This is a genomic window from Streptomyces sp. B21-105 (assembly GCF_036898465.1).
Classification (GTDB): domain Bacteria; phylum Actinomycetota; class Actinomycetes; order Streptomycetales; family Streptomycetaceae; genus Streptomyces.
Genome location: NZ_JARUMJ010000001.1, coordinates 8,268,218 through 8,292,818, shown reverse-complemented (window position 1 = coordinate 8,292,818; position 24,601 = coordinate 8,268,218). Strand labels below are relative to the sequence as shown.

The window sequence follows — 24,601 nt, the reverse complement described above, 5'->3', positions numbered from 1 at the left end:
GCCCCCTCGGCCGTCACCGCACGCGCCCGGGGGCGCCGGAGAACAGTGGAGGAGACGGGAATCGCCCTTCGCGAATGGCCGGCGGGACGCCGACGAGAGGCCTTTCGCTCCTCCCGGACCCGGACCCGGACCCGGACCCGGACCTCGGCCCGGACCCGGACATGTCGTTCACCCCTTTCCCCGGAGACGAGGCACGACCTTGGGAACGGCGTCGGGCGCGGCGTCGAGGAGGAGGTGACACGTCTCGCCCGGTTGCACCCTGACCGCCCGGCCCGGCAGCCGGATGTCGATGGGTGAGCGGTCGGACGGCGGCACCGTCACGTCCAGCGCACCGCACTCCAGACGGAGCCGCACCCCCCAGTGGCCCTGGTAGCGCAGGGAGAGTCCGTAGGACGACAGCTCGGGCAGCGGCACCGGATCGAGCCACAGTGCCCCCTCCCGGGTCTCCAGTCCGGTCAGTCCCCGCTGAACGAGGTCGAGGGTGCCCGCCATGGCGCCCAGGTGGATGCCCTCGCCGGTGGTGCCGCCCTGGAGGTCGGCGATGTCCCCGCGCAGGGCTTCCTGGCAGTACGTCCACGCTTCGGCGCGCCGGGCGCGGGCCAGGACCCAGCCGTGTACCAGGCCGCTCAGCGTGGAGCCGTGGCTGGTGCGCACGAGATAGTGGTCGACCGTCCGGCTCCAGGTGTCCTCGTCCAGCGGGTGGCCCAACCGCTCGAAGAGGGCTCGGAGTTCGGCCGGTGAGAAGAGGAACCCGAGCATGAGGACGTCGGCCTGTTTGGACGCCTTGTAGTGGTTGACGGTGTCGCCCTCCGCTTCCAGGATCCGGTCCAGGCGCCTGATGTCGCCGTACCGCTCGCGGTAGCCCTCCCAGTCGAGTTCGGCGAGATCGCCGTAGCCTTCGAACTGGCTGACGACGCCGTCGTGGAAGGGCACGTGGAGTGTGCGGGAGACGTCCTCCCACTGTGCGAGCTCGGCGTCGTCCAGGCCGGTGCGCTCGGCGAGTTCGCGCCGCCGGGGGTCGGGCAGGGTCCGCAGCACGTCGAGCGTGCGGGCGAGCACCCAGGCGGCGGTGACGTTGGTGTACGCGTTGTCGTCGAGGCCCGGCTGCCGCGCGTCGGGATAGGCGTCGTGGTATTCGTCGGGACCCATCACGCCCCGGATGCGGTGCCGGCCGAGCCGCTCGTCCCAGGTGGCCGAGTCGGACCAGAAGCGGGCAATCTGGAGCATCGTCTCGGCGCCCTCGGTGTGCAGGAACTCGGAGTCCCCACTGGCCTCGCAGTAACGCCACACGTTGTACGCCACCGCCGAGCCGATGTGCCTCTGGAGGTGCGAGTGGTCCGGCAGCCAGCGCCCCGAGCGCGGGTTGAGATGCAGTCGTGGCGTCTCCTCACGTCCGTCGCTGCCGCTCTGCCAGGGGTACAGCGCGCCGCGCCGGCCGATCGCCCGCGCCGCGGCGCAGGCGCGGTCGAGACGGCGGTGCCGGTAGCGCAGCAGGGCGCGGGAGACCTCGGGGAAGTGCAGGTCCAGGTACGGCAGCACGAACAGCTCGTCCCAGAAGACGTGGCCTCGATACGCCTCGCCGTGCAGTCCTCGTGCCGGTACGCCGGCGTCCAGGTCCGCCGTGTGCGGGGAGAGGGTCTGCAGGACGTGGAAGAGATGCAGCCGCAGAATGTCGCCGGCCTCACCCGGAACGTCCAGTTCGGCCCGCCGCCACAGGTGGTCCCAGGCCGTCAGGTGCCCGTCGAGCAGTTCGTCGAAGGGGGGCGCCGCGCGGACGCGGTCGATCGCGGCGTCCAGCGGGTCGCTGATGGCGGGATCGCGGGACGTGTGCAGGGCGACGCTCTTGTCGACGGTGACGGTCCGGCCCGGCCGCAGCCCCAGACGCACTCGCCCCCCGACACGCGACCCCTCGTGCCGGTCGGCGACCGGCGACGCGGCACTCAGTCGGGCCGCCATGCCGATCCGGACGTCGGACGTGCGGGTACGGCAGCACAGCCAGACCGTGTCCGGCTCGACGGACCCGGTGCGCACCCGGGTGAGGTGACGGCCGTCCAGGTCCCGGTAGCGCGGGACCCCCGCGTTGGTGACGCCACCGTCCAGAGCCGACTCCACCTCGAGGTCACCGGTGACGCCCTCGGCCGTGAACTCGGTGCGCAGGGCGGCCAGATGAGGGTCGGCCATGTGCACGAGGCGCTGCTGCCGCACCGCCAGCGCCCGCCCGTCGCCGAGCCCGTACCGTGTCCGGCGCTCCAGGAGCCCGGTGGCGGGGTGGAGCACCAGCGCGTGGTCGAGCACCGGGGCCGTGTCGGGGGTCAGCCACTGCCCGCCCGCGAGGCGGAACCGGAGCGGCAGCCAGTTCGGGACGTTGACCATGTCCTCGTTCTCCACCCGGCGCCCCGCTACGTCCGTGGTGAGCCGGTCATAGCAGCCCGCCACGTAGGTGCCCGGATAGTGCACGTCGTCAGCGGTGCACTCCGGGAGCGCCCCACGGGTGGCGAAGTAGCCGTTGCCCAGCGTGCACAACGACTCCCGCAGCCGCTCCTGGGCCGGGTCGTAGCCGTGGTACTCCCACATCCGGCCCGTCACCGTCGTGCCTCCGCGTCGGTGCGCGGCTCGCTCCCGTGCCGCGACGCCGGGCGGCCGTCCCCGCGGACGTCGCACACCACCGCGTCGACGTCCCTCAGCGCGGGTGCGCGCACGTCGCGGAACCGGATTGCCGTCATCACTGCCTCTCCGGGCGGTTGAATACCACGTTCACACCGTCGGTGGCAGGTCCGCCACCGGGGCAGTCGGCGCGGTGGCGGCAGGGTGCGCCTGTGGCCGGCGCGACCGGGCCGGGGTCCGGGGCTGCCGAGCCGGGGTCCGGGGCTGCCGAGCCGGGGTCCGAGGCTGCCTACACGGAGCCGGGGCGGCCGTACCCACCGGTCGGCCCACCTTTCTCGGTGTCCCGCCGCTGTCGTGGGTGACGGTGGGCGGGTGCGGACCTCGTTCAGGAACGAATCTCCGGTCTCCCCGGGATCGGGGCCGGTCGGACCTGGCGGCCGGGTGGTCCCCGTGGTGTCCTGGAAGGGGCGGGAAGGTCGCGACAGAGACGCGGAGAAGCGGCCGGAGACGGTCGCGCACCGCGCAATCAGGATCCGCGAGAAGCGGATGGCGTCCTTCCCGCCTCCCCACCGGCCGGCGGCCACGGCGCGGACCTGGGCGCTCCGCGGGAACGGGACGAGGCGGCCACGCCCGCCCTGCGTCCCGCCCCCACCCCCGGCGACGGCGACGGCGACGGGCTACTGCACTGGGTTCCAGCCGTCGCTTCCGGCCAGGTACTTCTGCGAGGTGTAGTTCGCCGCGGTCGCGGCGCTGATCTGCGGACGGTCCGTGGTGCCGGTGCTGACGCCGGGGCCCCTGTTGTTGAACTCGCTGAACCGGCAGGTCTTCCAGGAGAAGCCGCCCATGTCCTGCCAGGCTCCGGTCTGGCGCGTGTGGGCCCCCAGCGTCGAGTCGCGGACCAGTACCTGACCGACCGCGTCGGCCGCCCCGCCGGCGTGCCAGCAGCGTCCCAGGGCGACGGTCCGCGCCGCGGCCGAGCTCACCAGCGTCGACCGGGTGATCAGGATGCCGTACCGGTTGGCGGCGTTGGTGGCCGCGGCGGTGATGTAGCCGTTGTTGCTGCTGCCGCGGTCCAGTGAGCGGATGGTCGTGGAGTCGACGACCAGGGCGCCGTTGCCGTAGATGAAGTCGACGGCGCCTTCGATGTAGCTCTTGTAGACGTACTGACGGACCTGCGCGCTTCCCGTGCCGCCCCAGGACAGGAAGGTGTCCTGGTAGCCGAGCAGGCGCACGTTGCGGTAGACCTGCCGGTCACCGCCGGCGTACAGGGCCAGTGCCTGGCTGTCGTGCCGGTCGTACGTGTTGGCGATGGTCACGCCGGTGACCGTGGTGTTCTTGGCCATGTTGAGTACGGTCGCGCTGCCCGCGGTACCGGCCGTGGACGCGGGGGCGTTTCCGGTGATCACCACGTCGGTGGAGGTCCCGGACGTGCCTTGCAGGACGATGCCGGGCTTGCTCGCCGGGATGGACACCTGGCCGCGGTAGGTGCCCGGCTTGATCTTGATGATCGCTCCGGACGGGGCTGCCGCGATCGCCGCCTGGACGGTGGTGTAGTTCCCGGAGCCGTCACTGGCCACCGTGATCGTGGTGGCGGCACTCGCCGGGGTGGTCACCCCGAGGCCGGCCAGGGGTAGGACGGCGACGACGCCGGCTACCACCAAGGTCCTGCGTGTACCGAGCGGGTGCATGTGTGCCCTTTCGTCGAACTTCAGCGGATCTGCCGGCGGCAGCGGGTGGAGAGATGACCGGCGGATGGGGAGAGACCGGCGGGTAGACAGTGGTCGACGGGTGGAGAGAGGCCGGCGGCCCTCAGTACGGCGCGGTCCTGGGCCACACGACCGCACTGGTCGGGATGGTGTCGGTGAGCCGCTGAAAATCGGCGGACGGGAGGATCCCCTGGTTGCGCAGGCCGGTGGCGACGAGTCGGGCGACCTCGATCGCACCGAGTGCCTGGAAGTGCGTGTTGTCCTGGCTGCCGTTGGGGTAGTTGGGGTACTGCCCGGCCTTGAGGATCATGAAGTGCTTCTTCGTTCCCTCCACGCCTGCGCGGTTCCAGAGCGCCGTGCTGGAGGCGGTCAGGTCGATCAGCGGTACGCCCTTGGCCGCGGCGAGCTCGCGCATCGCGGCCGGATAGGCGCCGTGCGACGGGGAGATGACGCCCGCGCCGTTGAAGTGGCGCCGCTCGACGGGCGTGACCAGCACCGGGACCGCTCCCTTGGCCCGGCTCCTGTCGATGTACTGGGAGAGATACCGCTTGTACGTCGTCGACGGCTCGGTGTGGCGGGTCGGGTCGTCGGCCTTCTCGTCGTTGTGCCCGAACGAGATGAGCAGCAGGTCACCCTGCTTGATCAGCGCCAGAATGTGGTCGAGTCGGCCCAGATCGACGAAACTCTTCGAACTGGCCCCTGACTTGGCCACGTTCACCGCCGCGGCCCGGGAGGTGAGGAACACCGGCAGCGCCTGGCCCCAGCCGGCCCGGGGGGCGAGCGAGGACACGTAGGTGGAGGCGGTGGAGTCTCCCGCGATGTAGACATGGACGGGGGTCGCCGCCGAGGCGCTCACCTCCGTGCCGGGCAGTGGAACGATCGGCAGGACCGCGACGACGGCGGTCAGCGCGGCGCGCATGACGAACCGTCGGCTCCTGGGCCGTTGCCACGACGAGCGTCCGAGGAACACGCCTTCTCCCTTCCCAGGGGCCCTCTTCCCGGACCCGGCGAGCGATGAGCGGGCGGCCTCCACAGCCATTCAAGGCATGCACCTGACAAATTAGGAACGGCTCGGAACCGCGAGTATGGGAACGTTCCCACAATCAGCAAGGTAGGGACTTACTGATGGTCCGTCAAGGATTATGTCGTTATGTGTTTTCACCGGTGTGCGGATATGAGCGGTGACAGGCGGACCGGCGACCGAGCGGCACCGAGAGCCGTCACGCCGGAGAGTCGCATCCGGAAGTCACACAAAATCCAACGTGAAGCGACAGAACCATTGACCCACCGTTGCTCCACCTCTACCTTCTGACCGAATCACCAGATCACCGGATCACCGGATCACCGAATGTCGTCCGAAATACCGGACACAGGGCTTCCTGCCCGCTCACACGTCTTCCCTGGAGGGCCGACTCCTGCGCGACCTTCCCCCCGTCCGCTGACGTTCCACGGCCGGTGAGTACTCGTCCCCCCTCCCCCTCTCTGGAGATCCGCATGTCCGCCACCGCTGCCCGGCAATGGGTCAGACGCGTCACCGCCCGAACCCTCGCCGTCGGACTCGTCGTCGCGGGTCTGGCGACCCTCGACCCGCAGGAGCAGCCGGCGCCCCTGCCCGCCGAACCGGTCGCTGTGAGCACCAGCCAGATCGACGTGACACCCCCGCCGATGGGCTGGGCGTCCTGGAACTCGTTCTTCAGCAGCATCGACCACAACGCGATCAAGCAGCAGGCCGACGCACTGGTCTCCTCCGGCATGGCCGCCGCCGGATACAAGTACGTCAACCTCGACGACGGCTGGTGGCAGGGCGCCCGCGACGCGAACGGCAACATCGTCGTGGACGAGAACCTGTGGCCCGGCGGGATGAAGGCGATCGCCGACTACATCCACAGCAAGGGCCTGAAGGCCGGCATCTACACCGACGCGGGCAAGCAGGGCTGCGGCTTCTACTTCCCCACCACCCGCCCCGCCGCCCCCGACACCGGCATGGAGGGCCACTACCAGCAGGACCTGGAGACGTTCCAGCGCTGGGGCTTCGACTACGTCAAGCTCGACTTCTGCGGCGGCCGGGTGGAGGGCCTGAACCAGGAGGCCACGTACAAGGCGATCTCCGCCGCGAACACCGCCGCGTCGGCCGTCACCGGCCGCAAGCTGGTGCTGTCCTTCTGCGAGTGGGGCACCGGACTGCCCTGGAACTGGGCGACCGGCTACGGCGACCTGTGGCGCACCAGCGACGACGTCCTCTTCTTCAAGGAGACGCCGGGGCTGACGAAGATGTACCGCAACTTCGACCAGGCCCTGCAGCCCGCGGCCCAGCACACCGGGTACTACAACGACCCCGACATGATGATGGTCGGGCTGAGCGGCATGACCGCCGCGCGCAACCGGCTGCACATGAGCCTGTGGTCGATCGCCGGCGCCCCGCTGCTGGCCGGCAACAACGTGGCCACGATGAGCGCGGAGACCCGCGACATCCTCACCAACCCCGAGGTCCTGGCCATCGACCAGGACCCGCGCGGACTGCAGGGCGTCAAGGTCGCCGAGGACGCCCGCAATCTGCAGGTGTACGGCAAGGTGCTGTCCGGCACCGGCAAGCGCGCGGTGATGCTGTTCAACCGCACCGGCTCCGCCGCGAACATCACCGTCCGCTGGGCCGACCTCGGCCTGACCAGTGCCTCCGCCACCGTGCGCAACGCCTGGACCCGCACCACCGCCGGATCGTTCGCCACCGGCTACACCACCTCGGTCCCGGCGAACGACGCGGTGCTGCTGACCGTCTCCGGCACCGAGGCGGCCGGCTCCACGTACGAGGACACCACCACCGCCGCCACCCCGACCTTCACCGGCGTCACCGCCTCCGCGGCGGGCACCAAGCTGGTCGACATCACCTACGCCAACGGCGGCAGCACGGCCCGTAAGGCCAACCTCCAGGTGGGCGGCCAGTTCGCGTACGCCGTGTCCTTCCCGCCGACCGGCTCGGCCACCACCTACCGCACCGTGTCCGTGCTCGCGCACCTGGCCAAGGGTGCCAACACCGTGAAGTTCACCGCGGTCTCCGGCAGCACCGCCCCGGACATCGACGCCCTCCGCGTCCAGGGCATCCCCGGCACCGACGGCACAGCCCTCGTCGGGGCCGCTTCCCACCGCTGCGTGGACATCGACAAGAACACCTACGTCAACGCCACCCAGGCGCAGATCTGGGACTGCTCCGGCGGACGCAACGAGACCTTCACCCAGACCTCGCGCGGAGAACTCGTCGTCTACGGCAACAAGTGCCTGGACGCCGACAACAGCGGCACCGCCAACGGCACCAAGGTCATCATCTGGGACTGCACCGGCGGCACCAACCAGAAGTGGACCGTGAACTCGAACGGCACCGTCACCAACAACCTCTCGGGCCTCTGCCTCGATGCCTCCAACGCGGCGACCGCCAACGGCACCAAGCTGCTCCTGTGGACCTGCAACGGCCAGAACAACCAGAAATGGACGCTGAACTGATACGCCGTCACCATCACTGAACCAGCACCGGCGAGGGCGCGTCAGCACCCTCGCCGGTCGACGTCGGACGGCTCATCCGTGACGGAACCCGCCTGCGCACACTGCTACTTGCTGACGGCGAAACGCATCAGGGCGTGTTCGTCGCCCTGCTTGATCTTGCCCGTCACGTTGATGACCTCGAGCTTCCAACTGCCGCCGACCCGCATGGCCTTCGCCACGGCGCAGCCGTTGTCCTGGGTGAGCAGGCTCGGCCAGATGTCGGCGACCTGCTGGGTGTTGCCGCCGGTCGCGTCGTAGACCTTGAAGCTGATGTTGCGGGCCTTCTGGAAGTTGCTGCCCTTCTTGTACGCCGCGGCGATGAACACGATCGACGTGATGTTGGCCGGTATCCGGGCGAACTCGACGGTCACCGTCTCGTCGTCGCCGTCCCCGTGCCCGGTCTGGTTGTCACCGCTGTGCAGCAGCGAGCCGTTGCCCATCGGGTCGAGTGAGTCGAGACCCGCCAGACGCACGGGATCCGCGCCCTGCATGGCGATGGCGATCAGGTCGAGGTCGGTGCCGGTCTTGCGACGCAGCTTGCCCAGCACCCCGCCGCTGCTGCCGGCGGTGGGGTCCCAGGAGACCCCGAGGGACAGATGGGTGACTCCGTCCAGGTCGGCGGGGCCGTCTTCCTTGGTGAGGGTGATCATGCGTGGCTCATCCTTGTCTACGAACTCGTCCGCGAACTCGTCCGCGAGCTTGCCTGCGAACTCGTCTGCGAACTCGATTACGAAGGGACTACAACACGCAGAGTCTGCCTGGTGCCTCCGCGGTTCCCGCCTCGCGGTCGACGAGCGGGCGTCCATCGGCCCGGCGGCGCTCCGGACCTTCTTCGCACCTGTTCCATGCCTACTCGGTGCGCAGGGCGGTCGCGGTGCGCGCCGCGGCCGCGCGGCCCGCGGGCAGCAGCGCCCCGAGAACGGCGATGAGCAGGCCCCCCAGAGCGAGCAGGGACAGTCGGTCCGCGGGGTAGACGGCGAGGACGGAGTGCGGAAGTTCCAGTCCGGCGCTGTGGCCCATGGCGGGGACGACCCAGCCGTGCAGCGCGACGCCGAGCGGAACACCCAGGATGCCGCCGGCCAGCCCGGTCAGGACGACCGAAGTGACGACCATCGCGATCATCTGCCGGGGGGTCATGCCCAGGGCCTTGTGGACGCCGAGTTCACGGACGCGCTCACGGGTGTCGAGGACGACCGCGTTGAGGACACCGAGCGCCGCCACGGCGACGAGCATCAGCGTCAGGAGCGCGGACAGTGCGTTCAGCGTGGCGACCACGTCGCTGCCGCCGTCGGCCCCGCCGGCCCGGGCGGTGACGCCCAGGGGTTTCAGGCTCTTGTTCAGCGCGTCTGCGTAACCGGCGGCGGAAGTGCCGGATGTCACCGCGATGTGCTGCGTGGTGTCGGTCAGGTCCGGGTGTGCGGGTGCGAGCGTCGCGGCGTCGGTGAACACCTGCATGCCGTCGTTGCGGGGGTCGAGCACCTCGCCGACGATCCGGACGGTGACCGCCTCGGCCGAGCCGTCCGAACCGCCCGGGCCGTACGGATCACCCAGGCCGCCCAGCGTGACGGTGCCCCCGATGTGCGTGTCGGTGGCGGCGAGGAAGGCGGTGGGTACGACGGCCTCGCCCGGCTCGGCGATCCAGCGACCGGAGACCATGGTGTAGCCGCCCCAGGACGCGTCGCCGGTGAAGGCGACGACCGCGGTGGTCCCGGCCGCACCGGGGACGGTGGCCCGGGCCGTAGCGGTCGTGTAGTACGCCCGGGTGGCGGGCTGGGCGTCGATCGCCGCGGCGACGGCGCGGGCGTCCGGCTCGGGCTCGCCGCGTGTGCCCGGGATCGGCCCGTCCGGGCCGGGTTCCGGCAGGGGCGCGGCGACGGTGACGTCGGCCGAGTCGTGGGCCCTCGCCTTCATGACCTCGCCGAGCGACGCCCCCATGCCGACGGTGAAGGTGACGGCGGTGGCGCCGAACAGGATCGCCGTCCCCGTGGCCAGGGCACGGGCGGGGCGGGCGAAGGGACGGGTCAGGCCCAGGGCGAGCGGCCGTGGCAGGGGCAGCCGCCCGGCCAGGCGTGCCGCCCACCGGCCGCGGTCCGTCCGCGCGCCGCGCCCGACGGCGATGGCGTCGACCGTGCGCAGCCGGCCGGCCCGCCAGGCGCTCGCGCAGGCGGTGACCGCGACCAGGCCGAGGACGCCCAGGGCTACGGTCGCGTCGACCCAGGGGGCCACCGCCAGGGATGTGGTGCCGTACACGTCCTCCGTCTCGGACATGACCGGCACGGCCAGCAGGTGGGCCGCGAGGAGGCCGCACACCGTGCCCGCTGCCGCCGGGACGAGCGCCTGGCCCACGTAGGCCCGTACCACCTGCGCCGGGGTGAAGCCGACGGCCTTGAGGACGCCGATCCGAGGCAGTCCCGCGCCCACCGCGCCGGCGACGACGTTGCCCACGATGAGCACCGACATGACCAGGCCCAGGACTCCGAACGCGAGGAGGAAGGGCACGTACAGCGCGGTGTCGTGCTCGGCGGACGCCCTGACGGTGAGCCAGGACCGCGTTCCGGTCACCGCCTCGCCGCCCGCCGTCACAGCCCCCTCCGTCACGGCTTCGCGGCCTGCCTCGACCTGAGCGGCGGTGTCGGCGGCGGTGAAGCGGTAGAGCATCTGGTGGCCGCCGGGGCGGCCGGGCGTGGTGAGTGCGGCGGCCTGGGCCGGTGTCACCCAGGCGTCGGCGCTCCCGGTGACCGAACGGGCCGTGCCCACCACTTTCAGGACGGGGTCGCCGGGCAGTCCCGGGAAGGTCAGTTCGAGCCCGAGGTCGGGAAACAGGAAGCCGTCGGTGTTCAGCACGATCTCGCCGGGCCGGGTGGCCCACCGCCCGGCGCTCAACGTCAGGTCGTCGACCGGGCCGTCGGGATCGCCGCGGCCGACGACGGTCATCGGCCACCCGGTCGTGCCCCCGCGGATGCGCGGGACCGCGGACACCGTGCGGAACGGCCCTGCCGCGGCGGCCACCCCGACAACGCGCCCCGTCTCCTCGGCCCGGCCGGCGTCGGTGCGGGCCGCGTCGAACGTGACGGACAGGTGCGCGCCGTGCTGCCGGTCGAAGGCGTCGTCGAAGGGCGCGCCCGAGACCACCAGCAGCGAGCCTCCCAGGACGGACGCGGCGACCGCCACCATCGCGGTCAGACCGATCACGAGCGTCTGAACCCGGCGCCGCCCCACGCCCGACCGCACCACCCGGCTCAGCGCGCTCACGGGGCCATCTCCACGCCCGCGTCCGCCACACCCGTGCCGTCCATGCCGATGCCGTCCATGCCGATGCCGTCCATGCCGATGCCCTGCACACCGGCGTCCTCGGCGATCCGGCCGTCGACGATCCGTACCGTGCGGTGGGTGCAGGAGCGGGCCAGGGCGAGGTCGTGAGTGACCATCACCAGGGTCTGGCCCTCGGCGTTGAGCTCCCTGAGCAGTCTGCTGACGTCGTCACCGGCGGCCGTGTCCAGCGCGCCGGTGGGCTCGTCGGCCAGGATCAGCGGCGGGCGGTTCATCAACGCCCGGGCCACCGCGACGCGTTGGCGTTCACCGCCGGACAACCGACCCGGGTGGGCGCGGGCGTGCCGGTCGATGCCGAGGGTCTCGAGGAGTTCGGCGGCACGGCGGTGCGCCTCTCCTCGCGCCATGCCGGCCAGCTGCGCGGGCAGTGCGACGTTGTCGGCGACGGTCATGTCGTCGAGGAGGTGGAAGAACTGGAAGACCATGCCGACCTTGGAGCGCCGGTAGCGCGCCGCCGCGGCCTCGCCCAGCCCGCTGACCCGCACGCCGTCCACGGTCACGGTCCCCGTGTCCGGCCGGTCCAGGCCCGCGATCAGGTTGAGCAGCGTGGACTTGCCGCTGCCGGACGGACCGAGGATCGCGACCGCCTCACCGGCCCCCACGGTCAGCGACACGTCGTCCAGTGCGGGCGGCCCGTCGTCGTATCTGCGGCTCACAGCGCGCAGTTCGATCAGCGGCTCGGTCATGAAGGCTCCTTGCTTGCGCGTATCCGGCGCCCTGGACGCTAGGCGGGCATCGGGGCCGGCCACGTCCTTCGCCCGAGCCGTTCGCGGTCCTCCGTGGGAACGAGGGCCTGCCGGGGTCCTCCCTGAGAAGTAGTCGACCGGCGTAGGAGGTGCGCCGGAAGTGATCTCCGTGACGGATCCCACGGGGGCGGGCAGACGACGAGAATGTGCCGGTGACGAACGAGACGACCGTGGTGGACCGGGTCCGTGAGGCAGCCCGCCATGCGCTGTGCCCGACCGGGCCGGCACCGCGCCTCACCCGGCGCGGCCGACAGTTCGACCTGGCGCTGGCGGCGGCCTTCGCCGTCACCACCGTGTACTACGCCGTCGACGTCGCGGACAACCAGGTCCGCGAGATCCTCCCCGGTGTGGGCAAGGCGATCCACCCGGCCGGGATGCCCGCCGCGATCGCCCTGAGCGCCCTGGCGCTCGTCACCTCCGGCGCACTGGTGATGCGCCGCCGCTTTCCGCTGGCCGTGCTCTGCGCGGTGACCTGCCTGGCCCTGCTCACCCCGCAGGACGTCGCCCGGCTGACCTTCTACCCCCTCGTCGTCGCCGTGTACAGCGCCGCCGCGTACAGCCCGTACCGCATCCCCACCCTGGTGGCACTCCCGACGGCGGTCCTCCTGGTGTACACGTCGGGCTCCTCGACCACGCACGTCTACCCGTACCAGCCGGGCATCGTCCCGAACGAGTACGTGGTCCTGTGGATCCTCGGGCCGCTGGCGATGGCCGCCAACGGCCTGCGGACCTGGCGGGTGCGGACCGACGAGGGCCGCGCGCGGCTGACCGCCGTGGAACACGAGCAGGCCGCCGCGCTGCGCCGGGCCGTCGCCGAGGAACGCGCCAGGATCGCCCGCGAACTGCACGACGTCGTCACCCACAACGTCAGCGTCATGGTCATCCAGGCCGGCGCCGCCCGCAGGGTCATGAGGGCCGTCCCCGACGAGGCCGACGAGGCGCTGCTCGCCGTCGAGGCGAGCGGACGGGCCGCGATGACCGATCTGCGTCACGTCATGGGCCTGCTCACCATGGACGGCGACGACCACGCCGCGGACCGCGGCGGGGAGCTGGCCCCGCAACCGGGCCTGAAGCAGCTGGAAACGCTCGTCGGGCGGGTCCGTGACACCGGCCTGCCGGTCGACCTCGAGGTCACCGGAGTGGCCCGCCCCGTACCGCCCGGCATCGGGCTCACCGCGTACCGCGTGGTCCAGGAGGCGCTGACCAACACGGTGAAACACGCCGCCGGAGCGCGGGCGACCGTCCGTGTCGACTACTCCCCCGACCTGCTGCGGGTGGAGGTCTCCGACACCGGCGGTGCTCCCGGCCCGGGCGCGGCCGCCGGCAACGGGCTCGGGCTGCTCGGCCTGCGCGAGCGCCTCTCCGTCTACGACGGAACCCTGGACACCGGCCGGCGCCTCACGGGTGGTTACCGTGTCGAGGCACTCATCCCCCTGGAGGCACCGTGACCGAGCCGCCGCCCCGCGTGGTGCTCGCCGACGACCAGACCCTCGTCCGCACCGGCTTCCGGATGATCCTGCGCTCCGACGGCATCGAGGTGGTCGCCGAGGCCACCGACGGGGCCGAGGCCGTCGACGCGGTCCGGCGCACCCGGCCCGACGTGGTCCTGATGGACGTCCGGATGCCGGAGATGGACGGCCTGGAGGCCACCCGCCGTATCCTCACGGGCGTTCCGGGCGAGCCCCGCGTGATCATCCTGACCACCTTCGACCTCGACCAGTACGTCTACGCGGCCCTGTCCGCCGGCGCCAGCGGCTTCCTCCTCAAGGACGTCACCCCGGAGCAGCTGATCTCCGCCGTCCGCACGGTCCGCTCGGGCGACGCCCTGCTCGCGCCGGCCGTCACCCGGCGTCTCGTCGAACGGTTCACTCGGCAAGGGAGCCAGAGCGCCGCGATCCACCGCGACCTGGCCTCGCTGACCTCGCGCGAACGCGAAGTCCTGGGTCTGGTCGCTCGCGGACTGAGCAACGCCGAAGTGGCCGGCCGTCTGCATCTGGCCGAGACCACCGTCAAGACCCATGTCTCGCGCGTCCTCGGCAAGCTGCAACTGCGCGACCGCGTCCAGGCCGTCATCGCCGCCTACGAGACCGGACTGGTCAGCGTGGGCGAGCGGACGCCCGCGCAACCGGCCGCCGGACACCCGTGAGGCGCGATGGCGGTCACCGGTGGACGCGGCGTCCCGGCGTCTCAGCGACGGGTCCACTCGGCGACTCGGCGAGGCGCCCCGACTCGGCGAATTCGCCGTCCCGCTGCGGGCCCATGTCCGAAAATCCTATGCTGACGTCAAGGGTGGCAACGACCTTGGGGGATGCCTGATGGGCGCAGCGGGCAAGGGCACGTCGGCCTGGAAGTCCGGGGTCAAGCGGCTCGTGGGCCGCACGGGATTCGACATCGTGCGCAGCAGCAACAACCTGGGGGGCGTGGACGACTTCATCCCCTTCGAGGCGACGATGCGGGCCGCACGGGCGGCCGGTCTGTCGGTCGGCGACCACATCGACACGGTCATGAACGGGACGCCGGGCGCCACCCAGGCCACCATCGACGAACTACGCGCTCTCGGCGTCTTCGCCGCCGGCCCGGCCACCGTGTTGGAGATCGGACCCGGGTCCGGGCGGTACCTGGAGAAGACGCTGAAGGAGTGCTCGCCGGACCGCTACGAGATCTACGAGACGGCGGCGCCCTGGGCCGGCTACCTGGTGGACACGTTCGGCGTGATCGCCCGGCCGACCGAGGGGTCCTCTCTCGCGCCGACACCCGACGCCAGCGTCGACCTCGTTCAGGCGCACAAGGTCTTCAACACCGTGACCTTCCTCTGCGCCGCCCGCTACTTCTTCGAGATGGCGCGTGTGACGCGGCCCGGTGGCCGGATCGTCTTCGACGTCATGACCGAGGCCTGCCTGGACCCGGCGGCGGTACGCACCTGGGCGACGAGGGGCGGGACGGGGCACGGCTCCTTCCCGGCCGCCATGCCTCGCGGAATGTGCGTGGACCTCTTCGCGTCCCTCGGCTGCGGCCTGGAGGCCGGCTTCCTGGCTCCGATGGGCGTCGCCTCCACGGAGGTCCTCGTCTTCCGCAAGGCGGCCTGACGCAGCCGGTCCACCGCCTGACGCTCCCTGCGCATTCCGCGCACACGCCCTACAGCCAGCCGTTGCGTTTGAAGCCCCGGTGGATGACGACACAGGCGATGGCCATGACGGCGAGGGCGAGGGGGTAGCCGAAGCGCCAGCGCAGCTCGGGCATGTGGTCGAAGTTCATGCCGTAGACGCCGCACACCATGGTGGGTACGGCGATGATCGCCGCCCAGGCGGTGATCTTGCGCATGTCCTCGTTCTGGGCGACGGTGACCTGCGCCAGGTGGGCCTGGAGGATCGAGTCGATCAAGGCGTCGAAGGCGGTGATCTGCTCGGTGACGCGCAGGAGATGGCCGGCGACGTTGCGGAAGTACGTCTGGATCTCCGGGTCGACACAGCTCCTCGGCTCGGTGGCGAGCCGGTCCAGAGGGCGGGTGAGCGGGACGACGGCCCGCCTGAATTCGAGGAGTTCGCGTTTGAGCTGGTAGATCCGGCCGGCGTCGGCGTTTCGGGGGCTGAGCGGGGAGAAGACCTCGGTCTCGGCCTGCTCGATGTCGTTCTGGACCGCGTCCGCGACGGTGACGTAGTCGTCGACGACGTGGTCGGCGATGGCGTGCAGGACGGCGGAGGGGCCCTTGGCCAGTTGCTGCGGGTCCGCCTCGAGGTCCTCCCGCATGGGCCCGAGGGAGCCGTGCCGGCCGTGGCGGACGGTGACGACGAAGTCGGGCCCGGTGAAGACCATGATCGACCCGGTGTCGACGACCTCGCTGGACGTGGTCAGTTCGGCGTGTTCGACGTAGGTGACGGTGTTGAACACGGCGAACAGGACGTCGCCGTACTGCTCGACCTTGGGTCGCTGGTGGGCATGGACGGCGTCCTCGGCGGCGAGCGGATGCAGACCGAAGAGCTCGGCGGCTCCGGCGAATTCCTCCGCGCTGGGTTCGTGCAGGCCCAGCCAGACGAATCCGTCCCGCTGCTTGCGGACGTATCGCACGGCCTCCTCCACGGAGCCGGTCGTCGGCCTACGGACTCCGTCGCGGTAGACGACGCAGTTGACGACCGTCGAGCCGAGCGGGGAGCGGGCCGGGTGGCTGAGGTCCACGCGCCGCCGTCGGCTGCGCCGCGCCAGGTTCGCGACTTTGCGCAGGTGGCCGACCATCGACATACGGGACCTCTTTCACCGGGGTGTGGACAGTGTGCCAAACCGCCGTGACCCTCACGTCGACCGGACCGGCCGGAACGCCGGGCCCCGCAGGGCACGGACGTTCCGGCGGCGGCCCTCCGATCAGGCGGCGACAGCCGCCAGGACCTCGACCCCCTCGCCCCCCTCTCCCCTCTCTGCTTCTTCGAGGAAGTCGACGAGGGTCGCGCGGGCCCGTGCCACCCTCGAGCGGATCGTCCCGACCGGGCAGCCACCGGCCTCGGCGGCCTCCGCATAGGGCAGGCCCGCCAACTGCGTGAGGACGAACGCCTCCCGGCGATCGGCGGGCAGCGCGTCCAGCAGGTCGAGCAGGGCCACACCGTCGTCGAAGCCGGGCAGGCCGGCGGGCTGGGCGCGCTCGGCCCAGACCGTCCAGTCGTCCACGTCGGCCCGTCGCGGCCGGGCGGCCGCGTGGCGCAGGCTGTCGACGACCGTGCGGCGTGCGATGGACAGCAGCCAGGTGCGTGCCGACGAGCGCCCCTCGAATCGGTGCAGACTGCCGAGCGCCCGCAGGAACGTGTCCTGCGCGAGGTCGTCGGCCAGCTGCCGGTCCGCGGAGAGATACGTGACGTAGCGGACGACGTCCGGACGCAGGGCGCGCACGAACCGGTCGACGGCTTCGGGGTCGCCGGCGCGGGCGGCGAGAGCCCAGCCGGTGGCCGCATCGTCGGGCGGCGTCGTCCTGAGGTGCTGATCGGACGGCGCCGGGGGCAGGGGGAGGACAGGAGTGATCACCTGATGTCCTTCTCGGGTGGTCCCGGACGCTCGGCGCGGCACAGCTGAGCGAGGCACGGAGCGGCGTGCCACAGGCCCTGCGGAACGTCCCGGGACGGGAGGGAGATAGGGACGGGGACGTGCGACGTAGGCACGCCCCGCGCCCGAAGCCTCGGGGCCGACGAACGCGACGAACGCGACGGCGGCAGGACGGCTTCGGGAAACCGGCTGTCTCAGACGACAGCGGTCCCGGCCGGAGGCCCCCGAGAGATGATCGTGTGCGTGAGCGCCAGCCGCGGGATCGGCTCGGCGCGCTCGCGCGTCGGCCGCAGGCTGGGCCGGCGCGGCGGGACGGACAGGGCCGCGAACGGCAGGAACAGCGGCGCGGCGAGCCGTCCGGCGACGGTGCGCAGGAGCCGGAACGCGGCGCGCTCGCCGTGGGCCAGCCACAGACCGGTCAGCAGGGCGGCCAGCGTATGGGCGGCGAGCATGCCCGACGACGACATGCCGCCGGCGCCGTGGCCCATGTGCCCGAGGTGCTCGGCATGCGCCGCATGCCCCATGCCCATGGAACCCAGCGAGCCCATGTCCATGGCGTCCAGGGCGTCCATGGACATCGAGCCAGTCGGCATACCGCTCATGCCCCGTGCCGCGGAACCGTTCCCCGACGCCGGCGCGGCCGACCGGCCCCACGAGAAGGCCGAGTGCAGCGCCCCCTGCGCGACGACCACGACGGTCACCACCAGCGGAAGTCCGCGCTCACGCCCCGTCAGAGTCCAGCCGACGCCGGCTGTGGCGGCGAACCCGGCGGCCATCGTCCACCACGGCACGGAGGAGCCCGACATGAGTACGTGTCCGAGGGCGGCGAGCAGCACACAGACGGCCGCGAACACCGCGGCGCGTACCGTGCGCGCACCCCACCCAGCAGTCATGACGGCCTCATCCTCGCATCCGGGCCCCGCCCGCCACAGATGGGTACGCGCCACACCCCGGCCCCGCACTCACGTCGACAGGAGTGATACGGGACACAGCGCGATGCGGGAGAACGGCGTGGGGGGGGTGGCAAGGTCACGGACATCCTGCGGCGAGACGTCTTCCGGAACGTGTTCCGCGGCGCCGGGGAGCCCGACCGCGGCCTCCGCTTCCGTCATCGTCGCCGACCGCGACGTCACGACGGTCTCGGACCGTACCCGGGCCCCGGCGCGCAGGACCGCCGCTTCCCGCGTGTCGAGGCCGGCCAGACGGGCGACGCCGTCCACTGCGCTTGCGGCCACATATCCGTCGGGGTCGACGTACCGGCTCAGCAGTGCCCGGGCCACGTCCTGGGAGGGAAAACGGGACTGGACACATTTTCTTCACGGATCCCTGCAACCTTTTTCGCATCCGGACCGTCACCGTCTGCATGCATCACCGCCTTCAGGTGGGCAGGCCCAGCGCTGCGAGTTCGTCACGGAGACGCTCCTGCTTGACGTCACCGAGCCCCAGCGCGCCCACATGCTCCAGGAACACGGCTTCCGGCACGGCAACGTCGACCGCCGCACTACGCAGACGGGTCAGCAGTTCCGCCAGGCCGGCTTTCATTCCGGGGCCGCGAGCCGGCCGACCCCCCTGTGGCAAAGCCCGGCTCCCACACCCACCTACTGCGCGACCCCGCGGCGCAGGCCTCCGTCCCGAAGGCGGACTCCGCGAGGCCGACTCTCGTCACCGCCTCGGGCGCGGGTATGGACGTCTTCGGCGTCCACCGCGCGCTCATCAAGGACTACCGCTCCTTCACGCAGGGCGGCACCGTCATCCGTGGCGACCGCGTCGCGGCGTTCGTCGAGGACGACCTCAACAGCAAGTCGCAGTGGCCCGACCCGTGGCTGTCGCTGAACCCGTTCTTCCAGGGCGGCGGCACGGTCGTCGAACTCGCCGGACAGAAGGTCCTGCACGACGAGCGCGCGCGTATCTTCCAGGCGAGGAAGACCGAGGGCGGCACGGTCCCGCACTGCCGCCCGCTGATGCTCCACCAGCACCAGCGCGAGGCCGTCGACGCCGCCGCGTCCGGGGCGGCGTACGTCCTGACGACGGGCACCGGTTCCGGCAAGCCGCTCGCGTACATCGTCCCCATCGTGACCAAGGTGCTCCATCAACGGGACACCGAGGGGCCGAAGGCTCCCAAGCGGGTGCGGGCAATCATCGTCTACCCGATGAACGCGCTCGCCAACAGCCACGGCTCGTACCGCACCGAGGAACTGACCCTTGCCGAGTACGACCGCATGGCCGCCGCCGGCCTCACCCTGGAGAACCCGCTCGTCGAAGGTGAGAACTACACCTCCACCCTCACCCCGGCCCCGGGCCACGGCCCCAGACACTCCGCCTGACAGCCCGAACCCGGTCCGTGCGAGGGCCGGTGTGAGCCCACCGTGCCCGGGCTCGCACTTAAGGAGTTGAGCACCACGTGAATCCGTACAATGCCCCGGCCCTGTCCCGTCCTTGGTGGAAGAGCACACAGGCCGTGCTCGGCATCCTCGCCCTGGTCGCCCTGCTCGGCGCGTTCAGCTTCGCCCTGGGTTTCCTCGTGATGATCGCCGCCATGGTGGCCGTGTGGGTGCTGCCACCGTGGCGCTGGTTCGCCAGGCTCGGAGCGACAGTCGGAGCCCTGCTCCTCCTGACGGTCGGGGCAGGACTGGGTGGACAGCTCGACGCCAACGGCACCAAGTCAGCGCACGCGGGCGGGGCGAGCGGCGAATCCGCCCAGGCATCCCCGACCGCGTCCAAGAAGTCCCAGCCCGCCATCGCCGTTGACTACGTCGGACAGCAACTGGACGAGGCCGAGAAGCAGGCCCGCGCCACCGGCTACACCGCGGCCCACCATGACGCGTCCGACGAAGATCGCGTGATCGTCCTGAGGTCCGGATGGACCGTGTGCTTTCAGGTGGCCGACGCAGCCGCAAAGACCATCGACTTCGCGGCCGTCAAGAGCCTCGAGCCGTGCCCTGAGAAGGACGGCGGCCCGCTCCCGTGGCCGAAGATGCCGGACGTCGTCGGCGCCACCTACAACAAGGCCGTCGAGGATCTGAAGCAGGCCGGTATCGACCTCGACCGCGTCACGCTCGACGACGTCTACCTCGACATCGACACTCCGACCGCCGAGGAGGCCGCGGAGGACGGCAACGAGTGGCGGGTGTGCTTCCAGTCCCCGGACGAGGGAACCGAGGTCAACCCCGCCACCACGGTCCGCCTGGACCTGGGCCAGTGGACCGACGCAGACCTCGTCCAGGATTGTCCGTCGGCGAAGGGCGCAACCTACAAGATCCCCGCCAACGACCCCGACTACGACGACGACACGACCGGCGGCGGTTCGACCGATGGAGGCTCCTCATCCTCCTCCGGCGACTCCACCGGTGATGGCAACGGCGTCGGCACGGTCCACCCCGGCTCGTTCTGCTCCCCGCGCGGCGCGACCGGCGTCACCAAGGCAGGAACCCCCATGATCTGCGGCCCCGGCTCCGACGGCCGTAACCGCTGGCGTAGCGCCTGACCCGCCACCACCACCCGTCACCAGGAGCCCCCGTTGCCGTACGCACAGGAAGAAGACACGCGCAGGGTCCAGACCGCAGTCATCGGCCGGGCCGAGTCGGACTGGCCGGTGTTCCTGCCCTACGACCATGACGACTTCGACCGGTTCATGCGAGGTCGGACGCGCGACGACTTCTACTGCGGCGTCCTGCTCGGCGGCTGTGGCAAGAGACTGTCCCCGAAACGGTACACGGACAAAAAATGCCACTTCGCGCACCGGCCGCCCGTGCACTGTCGGCGCACGGAGACAGGTGAGGACAGCGCCGACCACCTCTACATCGGACGGACCGTCGCCGACTGGCTGAAGCGGCAGGGGCAGGGTGCGGTCCAGCCCGTCTACAAGCCGAAGGGGCACCAGGTCCGCGATGCCGTCGATGTGTCTTACGGGACTGGACGCCAGCTCATACGCGTACAGCTCGCTCGGCGGTCGAAGCGGGAGTGGGAGGAGGCCGACACGGAACTGCGGTTCCGGCACTCGGAACTCGACTGGCTCTTCGGGCCCGACAGCCTCCTGGCCAACTGGCAGATCGAACAGCAGGGGTACGCCCTCCGCGTGCAGTGCCGGTCTCTCGGGGTGACACGAGCGGTGGAGATCGGGACTCAGTTCCCCGACATGCCCGTGGAGTGGACCTCCCTCTCGGAGTGCACGCTCACCCCCGAAGGCATCGTCACCCCGAGCCTCCTCCACACAACGGACGGCATCGTTCCACGCCATGCCGCCGCACCTGTGGAACCTGCCCGTCCTCTGTCCGGGCTGCCGCTCACCCCGACCTCCGTACTCATCACCGACGCCACGCCGGCTCACACCACCGACACCCATCACTGGTTCGAAGTCTCCCTGCGCGTCAACGCCCGCCTGTCGCTCCCCGCTCACGCGGATTCGCCCGAGCGTCAGCACACGTACCTACCCCTGGACGCCGTTGTCTCCCTCGACAGCAACGGCACATGGCTGATCAAGGCCAGTGACCTGCAACGCGTCGGGACCGACGCCACTGACGGGCCCGTGGTCAGGGCCACAGCATCCACCGACACCCATGAGCCATCGTCAGAGACGCACCCGCTACCCTCTGACGCCGAACTCGTCGCCTCTTTCCGCAAGACGCTGGAGAACACCGCGCGGAGCAAGAACGTCGTCACGACGGCAACCCTGTGCAAGGGAGCATCCCTCCACGGCCACACACTCTCCGTGGACCGGTGGCGGGAACTCCTCCTCCAGGTCGAACAGCCCCGGACACCGGGCAAGCCCGTTCTGTCATCCCTCATCAAGCGGCGAGACGGCGGCCCAGCCTCGTTCTTCAACGAGGTACTGCACGGACTCGGCTGGACGAAAAGTCTCTCCGACGCCGAGTTGCTCGACATCTGGAACCGCGAGCGTGGCCGCGTGCACGCGGCCTACAGCAGAAGCAGAAGCCAGACGAACTCGCCGTCTCGCCCCATTCATGAAGCCTCTCGTCGGCCGCCGATCAGAAGCGGACGCAAGGAGGCCGAGTCCCGCGCCGCGTTCGACGCGCTGCTCGACCTGACGCACGAGGCACAGCAGGCCGGTGACCTCGACGCCTACGAGCAGAACCTGTTCCTGGCGGAACGGGCCGCGCCTTCAACTGATGCCCACGAAACCCTGCGGGATCTCACCGACTGGCTCGTGAACCGGCGCGCTGACGAGTTGCACGAGTCGTGGGAGCGCCTGTCAGCGCTCGTTGACGAGATCAACCGCGAAGGAGACGATCTCCATCCGGACCAGCTGCGGCTTGCTCTACGGAGCGCCAACGACCTAGCCGAGGAGCTCGGGGGCGGTCTGGCAGCAGAGGAACGCCAGGACATCGCACGCTGGCAGCGACACTTGGAGCGGATGACCGAGCGTCTGACTCTGTCACAGATACGCGGCCTCGCCGTCGCCGTGCGCGTCGCGCTGCGGCAGAGCGCGCGTGAACGCCGTACGACGACATGGGGCGAGCTGGCGCTGCGGATCGGGGCTCCCCTCGCGGCTCTCCACCCCGACGACAAGATCGCCGTACTGGTCGAGGCCGACCGTGAAACACCCGACGACCGACCTCCGCTGTCCGCCCTGGTCACCGCGCACGGAGACGAACGGCCGCATCCGCTGTATCAGCAGATCCTTTTCAACCTGGACCGGATCGCTCCCCCGCCCGAGGCCCTGTTCATGCACTGGCGCATGGCACTGCGTCGCCACTCCGAACTGCGCTGACGTCACCCCGATGGAAACGAACTCAGGAGACCCCACCATGCCCAAACCCCCGACTGACGCCGCCGACGACGATGCCGACCGGACGGCCGTCGAGCAAGAGCGCTCCGAGATACGCGAGTTCGTCAAGAGCCTGAGCGCGGACGACATCAAGTCGGGCAACTGGTTCACCAAGCTCTGTGCTCAGGCCATGAGTTCCTACACCACGAAGGTCGACTGGCAGTACTTCCAGGAACGCTACGAGGGCGTGCCCCCGGACGGCATCGTCGATCAGCGGATCAAGATGGCGGCCCGGTACGCCGCCATCGAGGGCGGACTCTCCGCCGGGGCTTACACGGCGGCCGTCGCATCCACCATCGGAACCCTTGGCGGGGCCTCTCCGGCCACCGTCCCGGCCGCCGTCGCGACGATGATGGTCGATGTCGCGTTCACCAGCCGGCTCCAGCTCCGCCTGGCCTACGACATCGCAGTCCTCTACCAGGTCCCGCTCGACCTGTCCGACCCCGAGGACCTGTGGAAACTCATACGAGTAGCCTTCACGATCAAGAGTGGGGAAGTGGTCCAGGAAAGCGCGCTCAAGGCGGTGCCGCTCGTGGTACGGCAGGTGATCAAGCGCTTCTACTCCAAGGGGGTGCTGAGCGCCGCGAGAGGGCTCCCCGTCGTCGGGAAGTTTCTCCTGCAGCGCAACGTCATCAAGATCGGCATCCCGGTGGTCGGCGTACCCCTCGCGGTGGTGTTGAACCGCTATACGACACTGGTCGCGGGACGGCACGCGCAAGCCGTCTTCCGCAACGAGGCACGGGTGATGGAAGTCGCCGAAAGACTGAGCAAGCGGAGTCGGCACCCACAGGCGATGCTGTGGGTCGCTTGGCTGGTCATCAGGGCGAACCGCAAGATCGCTGACGATGAGACGCTGTTGATGCGCCACCTGGTGAGACTGGTCCGGGAGCGGCATCAGGTCGTCGATGAACAGCTCGCTCGCCTTGTCGACATCGACCCCGCCGAGGTGTGGGAGCGCCTGGATGCCGAGTCAGGAGATCTGAGCGACCTCCTCGACGTGGCCAACCAGGTGGCCGCTGTGGACGGCGACGTCAACTCACGCGAGGAAGCCGTCATCTCCGAGCTTCAGGATCGCTGTCGTCGAGGCTGACGACGTCACCAGAGGCCTGGCAGCAAACGAATCCCATAGGCGGAGGGGCTTCTTCGGTCGGGCAGACCCGTGTAAGCCCGCGCCTGACAGGCGGGTTGGGCCCCGGTCGGCGTTCGTAGCCGATCGGGGCCACTTCATGGCCCGAGTGCCACCCATGAACTCTTCAGACCTCCGAGACGAACCCCACGAACCGCGACCACTCCTCACGCCCGACGGCGAAGTACGGGCGCGTCACGTCCTTGGAGTCCCGTACGCAGATGGCCTGTTCGGTGAGGGCGATCTCCACGCAGTCGTCACCCTGGGTGCCGCTGTAGCGGAGCCGTTGCCCGGCGAGGCGACTGCCGTGGTCCGACCGTATGTCGTTCTCGCTGAGCGGGAGCGGAAACGTGAGTGGGCGCGGCAGCGGCAGCGCCGTGTCGTCATGCTCATGGCCGCCGATTTCGGCATCGACCTTGACCGGCATGTGGTCGTCGCTGAGGCGGTGGCCCGGTGAGCGAGCAGAGCGAGCGTTCCGAGACGGCCCCGGGTGGGACGCGTGCGCCGGTGCGTATGTGTGTGCGCTGCTGTGCGATCACCGATACGCCGGTCGTCGTCTCCGTGGTGCACCAGGGCTCCGGTCCCGGCTTCACGGTTTACGCGTGCCGGGACTGCGCCCCGCACTTCCCGCATGTGCCGGATGTCCTGTCGCTGCCGCCCGCGTCCCGCCGCGGTGGCGAGCGGTGAGCGTCGGGCGCACGGTGAAGGCGCTGGGCCTCGGCCACGGCCCGGGCGTCGGTCCCCC

General features: G+C 70.6%; 22 protein-coding genes. 9 read left to right on the top strand and 13 right to left on the bottom strand.

Features of this window, described 5'->3' with window-relative positions; translation table 11 throughout:
- Positions 1-168: 168 nt before the first annotated feature.
- The 4 genes from QA802_RS37090 to QA802_RS37075 form a co-directional block, all read right to left on the bottom strand.
- Positions 169-2,574: a glycoside hydrolase family 65 protein gene (locus QA802_RS37090; protein ID WP_334535126.1), complete on the bottom strand. Its 2,406-nt coding sequence runs from the start codon at positions 2,572-2,574 to the stop codon at positions 169-171.
- 8 nt (positions 2,575-2,582) lie between these two features.
- Positions 2,583-2,723 (bottom strand): hypothetical protein, encoded by a 141-nt coding sequence (locus QA802_RS37085; protein WP_334532302.1) that lies wholly within the window; start codon positions 2,721-2,723, stop codon positions 2,583-2,585.
- Positions 2,724-3,281: 558 nt separating this feature from the next.
- Positions 3,282-4,262, bottom strand: a complete 981-nt coding sequence (locus tag QA802_RS37080; RefSeq protein ID WP_334535124.1) for a pectinesterase family protein — start codon at positions 4,260-4,262, stop codon at positions 3,282-3,284.
- A 151-nt stretch (positions 4,263-4,413) separates the two neighbouring features.
- Entirely contained in the window at positions 4,414-5,229 is an 816-nt protein-coding gene (locus QA802_RS37075) for a rhamnogalacturonan acetylesterase (protein WP_334532300.1), read from the bottom strand.
- 575 nt (positions 5,230-5,804) lie between these two features.
- Here QA802_RS37075 and QA802_RS37070 point away from each other — a divergent pair.
- Entirely contained in the window at positions 5,805-7,805 is a 2,001-nt protein-coding gene (locus tag QA802_RS37070; protein WP_334532298.1) for an RICIN domain-containing protein, read from the top strand.
- Between the two features lie 104 nt (positions 7,806-7,909).
- Here QA802_RS37070 and QA802_RS37065 read toward each other — a convergent pair whose 3' ends face one another.
- The 3 genes from QA802_RS37065 to QA802_RS37055 all read right to left on the bottom strand — a co-directional run bounded on the left by QA802_RS37065 (position 7,910) and on the right by QA802_RS37055 (position 11,860).
- A complete protein-coding gene (locus QA802_RS37065; RefSeq protein ID WP_334532296.1) occupies positions 7,910-8,494 on the bottom strand; it encodes a TerD family protein in 585 nt (194 codons plus the stop codon).
- A gap of 199 nt (positions 8,495-8,693) precedes the next feature.
- Positions 8,694-11,096: an ABC transporter permease gene (locus tag QA802_RS37060; protein ID WP_334532293.1), complete on the bottom strand. Its 2,403-nt coding sequence runs from the start codon at positions 11,094-11,096 to the stop codon at positions 8,694-8,696.
- Positions 11,093-11,860, bottom strand: coding sequence for an ABC transporter ATP-binding protein (locus tag QA802_RS37055; protein ID WP_334532290.1), 768 nt, complete (start codon positions 11,858-11,860; stop codon positions 11,093-11,095). The genes QA802_RS37060 and QA802_RS37055 overlap by 4 nt, the downstream gene beginning before the upstream one ends.
- Positions 11,861-12,072: 212 nt before the next feature.
- Here QA802_RS37055 and QA802_RS37050 point away from each other — a divergent pair, with 212 nt between their 5' ends.
- The 3 genes from QA802_RS37050 (at position 12,073) to QA802_RS37040 (ending at position 15,006) form a co-directional block, all read left to right on the top strand.
- Positions 12,073-13,368, top strand: coding sequence for a sensor histidine kinase (locus tag QA802_RS37050; protein WP_334532287.1), 1,296 nt, complete (start codon positions 12,073-12,075; stop codon positions 13,366-13,368).
- Positions 13,365-14,066, top strand: coding sequence for a response regulator (locus QA802_RS37045; protein WP_334532284.1), 702 nt, complete (start codon positions 13,365-13,367; stop codon positions 14,064-14,066). Before QA802_RS37050 ends, QA802_RS37045 begins: the two co-directional genes overlap by 4 nt.
- A 169-nt stretch (positions 14,067-14,235) precedes the next feature.
- The gene (locus QA802_RS37040; RefSeq protein WP_334532281.1) at positions 14,236-15,006 is read left to right on the top strand and encodes a methyltransferase domain-containing protein; all 771 of its coding nucleotides are present in this window, start codon (positions 14,236-14,238) and stop codon (positions 15,004-15,006) included.
- A gap of 49 nt (positions 15,007-15,055) precedes the next feature.
- On the opposite strand, the gene QA802_RS37035 is transcribed toward QA802_RS37040, so the two are convergent.
- From QA802_RS37035 to QA802_RS37015, 5 genes are all read right to left on the bottom strand, one after another.
- Positions 15,056-16,156 carry a magnesium and cobalt transport protein CorA gene (locus tag QA802_RS37035; protein WP_334532278.1) on the bottom strand — a complete coding sequence of 367 codons (1,101 nt, stop codon included), beginning with the start codon at positions 16,154-16,156 and terminating at the stop codon, positions 15,056-15,058.
- Between the two features lie 120 nt (positions 16,157-16,276).
- Positions 16,277-16,927: a sigma-70 family RNA polymerase sigma factor gene (locus QA802_RS37030; RefSeq protein ID WP_443042231.1), complete on the bottom strand. Its 651-nt coding sequence runs from the start codon at positions 16,925-16,927 to the stop codon at positions 16,277-16,279.
- Between the two features lie 212 nt (positions 16,928-17,139).
- Positions 17,140-17,838, bottom strand: coding sequence for a hypothetical protein (locus tag QA802_RS37025; protein ID WP_334532275.1), 699 nt, complete (start codon positions 17,836-17,838; stop codon positions 17,140-17,142).
- Positions 17,839-17,907: 69 nt separating this feature from the next.
- On the bottom strand, positions 17,908-18,225 hold the full coding sequence (locus tag QA802_RS37020) for a hypothetical protein (RefSeq protein WP_334532272.1): 318 nt from the start codon (positions 18,223-18,225) through the stop codon (positions 17,908-17,910).
- Between the two features lie 97 nt (positions 18,226-18,322).
- On the bottom strand, positions 18,323-18,487 hold the full coding sequence (locus tag QA802_RS37015; RefSeq protein ID WP_334532269.1) for a hypothetical protein: 165 nt from the start codon (positions 18,485-18,487) through the stop codon (positions 18,323-18,325).
- A gap of 140 nt (positions 18,488-18,627) precedes the next feature.
- On the opposite strand from QA802_RS37015, the gene QA802_RS37010 reads away from it, so the two are divergent.
- From QA802_RS37010 to QA802_RS36995, 4 genes are all read left to right on the top strand, one after another.
- The gene (locus tag QA802_RS37010) at positions 18,628-19,269 is read left to right on the top strand and encodes a DEAD/DEAH box helicase (RefSeq protein ID WP_443042318.1); all 642 of its coding nucleotides are present in this window, start codon (positions 18,628-18,630) and stop codon (positions 19,267-19,269) included.
- A gap of 77 nt (positions 19,270-19,346) precedes the next feature.
- Entirely contained in the window at positions 19,347-20,429 is a 1,083-nt protein-coding gene (locus QA802_RS37005; protein ID WP_334532267.1) for a PASTA domain-containing protein, read from the top strand.
- A gap of 33 nt (positions 20,430-20,462) precedes the next feature.
- Positions 20,463-22,673: a competence protein CoiA family protein gene (locus QA802_RS37000; protein ID WP_334532264.1), complete on the top strand. Its 2,211-nt coding sequence runs from the start codon at positions 20,463-20,465 to the stop codon at positions 22,671-22,673.
- A gap of 37 nt (positions 22,674-22,710) precedes the next feature.
- Complete coding sequence (locus QA802_RS36995) at positions 22,711-23,820, top strand: hypothetical protein (RefSeq protein WP_334532261.1); 1,110 nt, start codon at positions 22,711-22,713, stop codon at positions 23,818-23,820.
- Positions 23,821-23,983: 163 nt separating this feature from the next.
- Here QA802_RS36995 and QA802_RS36990 read toward each other — a convergent pair whose 3' ends face one another.
- Positions 23,984-24,178, bottom strand: coding sequence for a DUF397 domain-containing protein (locus tag QA802_RS36990; protein ID WP_334535120.1), 195 nt, complete (start codon positions 24,176-24,178; stop codon positions 23,984-23,986).
- A gap of 131 nt (positions 24,179-24,309) precedes the next feature.
- Between QA802_RS36990 and QA802_RS36985 the strand changes: the two genes are divergently transcribed.
- Complete coding sequence (locus tag QA802_RS36985) at positions 24,310-24,543, top strand: hypothetical protein (RefSeq protein WP_334532258.1); 234 nt, start codon at positions 24,310-24,312, stop codon at positions 24,541-24,543.
- Positions 24,544-24,601: the final 58 nt, after the last annotated feature.

Excerpts from the sequence above, each read along its gene's own strand:
- QA802_RS37090 (WP_334535126.1), bottom strand. The coding sequence starts at position 2,574 with ATGTGGGAGTACCACGGCTACGACCCGGCCCAGGAGCGGCTGCGGGAG.
- QA802_RS37085 (WP_334532302.1), bottom strand. The coding sequence starts at position 2,723 with ATGACGGCAATCCGGTTCCGCGACGTGCGCGCACCCGCGCTGAGGGAC.
- QA802_RS37075 (WP_334532300.1), bottom strand. The coding sequence starts at position 5,229 with ATGCGCGCCGCGCTGACCGCCGTCGTCGCGGTCCTGCCGATCGTTCCA.
- QA802_RS37070 (WP_334532298.1), top strand. The coding sequence starts at position 5,805 with ATGTCCGCCACCGCTGCCCGGCAATGGGTCAGACGCGTCACCGCCCGA.
- QA802_RS37065 (WP_334532296.1), bottom strand. The coding sequence starts at position 8,494 with ATGATCACCCTCACCAAGGAAGACGGCCCCGCCGACCTGGACGGAGTC.
- QA802_RS37055 (WP_334532290.1), bottom strand. The coding sequence starts at position 11,860 with ATGACCGAGCCGCTGATCGAACTGCGCGCTGTGAGCCGCAGATACGAC.
- QA802_RS37040 (WP_334532281.1), top strand. The coding sequence starts at position 14,236 with ATGGGCGCAGCGGGCAAGGGCACGTCGGCCTGGAAGTCCGGGGTCAAG.
- QA802_RS37035 (WP_334532278.1), bottom strand. The coding sequence starts at position 16,156 with ATGTCGATGGTCGGCCACCTGCGCAAAGTCGCGAACCTGGCGCGGCGC.
- QA802_RS37025 (WP_334532275.1), bottom strand. The coding sequence starts at position 17,838 with ATGACTGCTGGGTGGGGTGCGCGCACGGTACGCGCCGCGGTGTTCGCG.
- QA802_RS37015 (WP_334532269.1), bottom strand. The coding sequence starts at position 18,487 with ATGAAAGCCGGCCTGGCGGAACTGCTGACCCGTCTGCGTAGTGCGGCG.
- QA802_RS37010 (WP_443042318.1), top strand. The coding sequence starts at position 18,628 with ATGGACGTCTTCGGCGTCCACCGCGCGCTCATCAAGGACTACCGCTCC.
- QA802_RS36995 (WP_334532261.1), top strand. The coding sequence starts at position 22,711 with ATGCCCAAACCCCCGACTGACGCCGCCGACGACGATGCCGACCGGACG.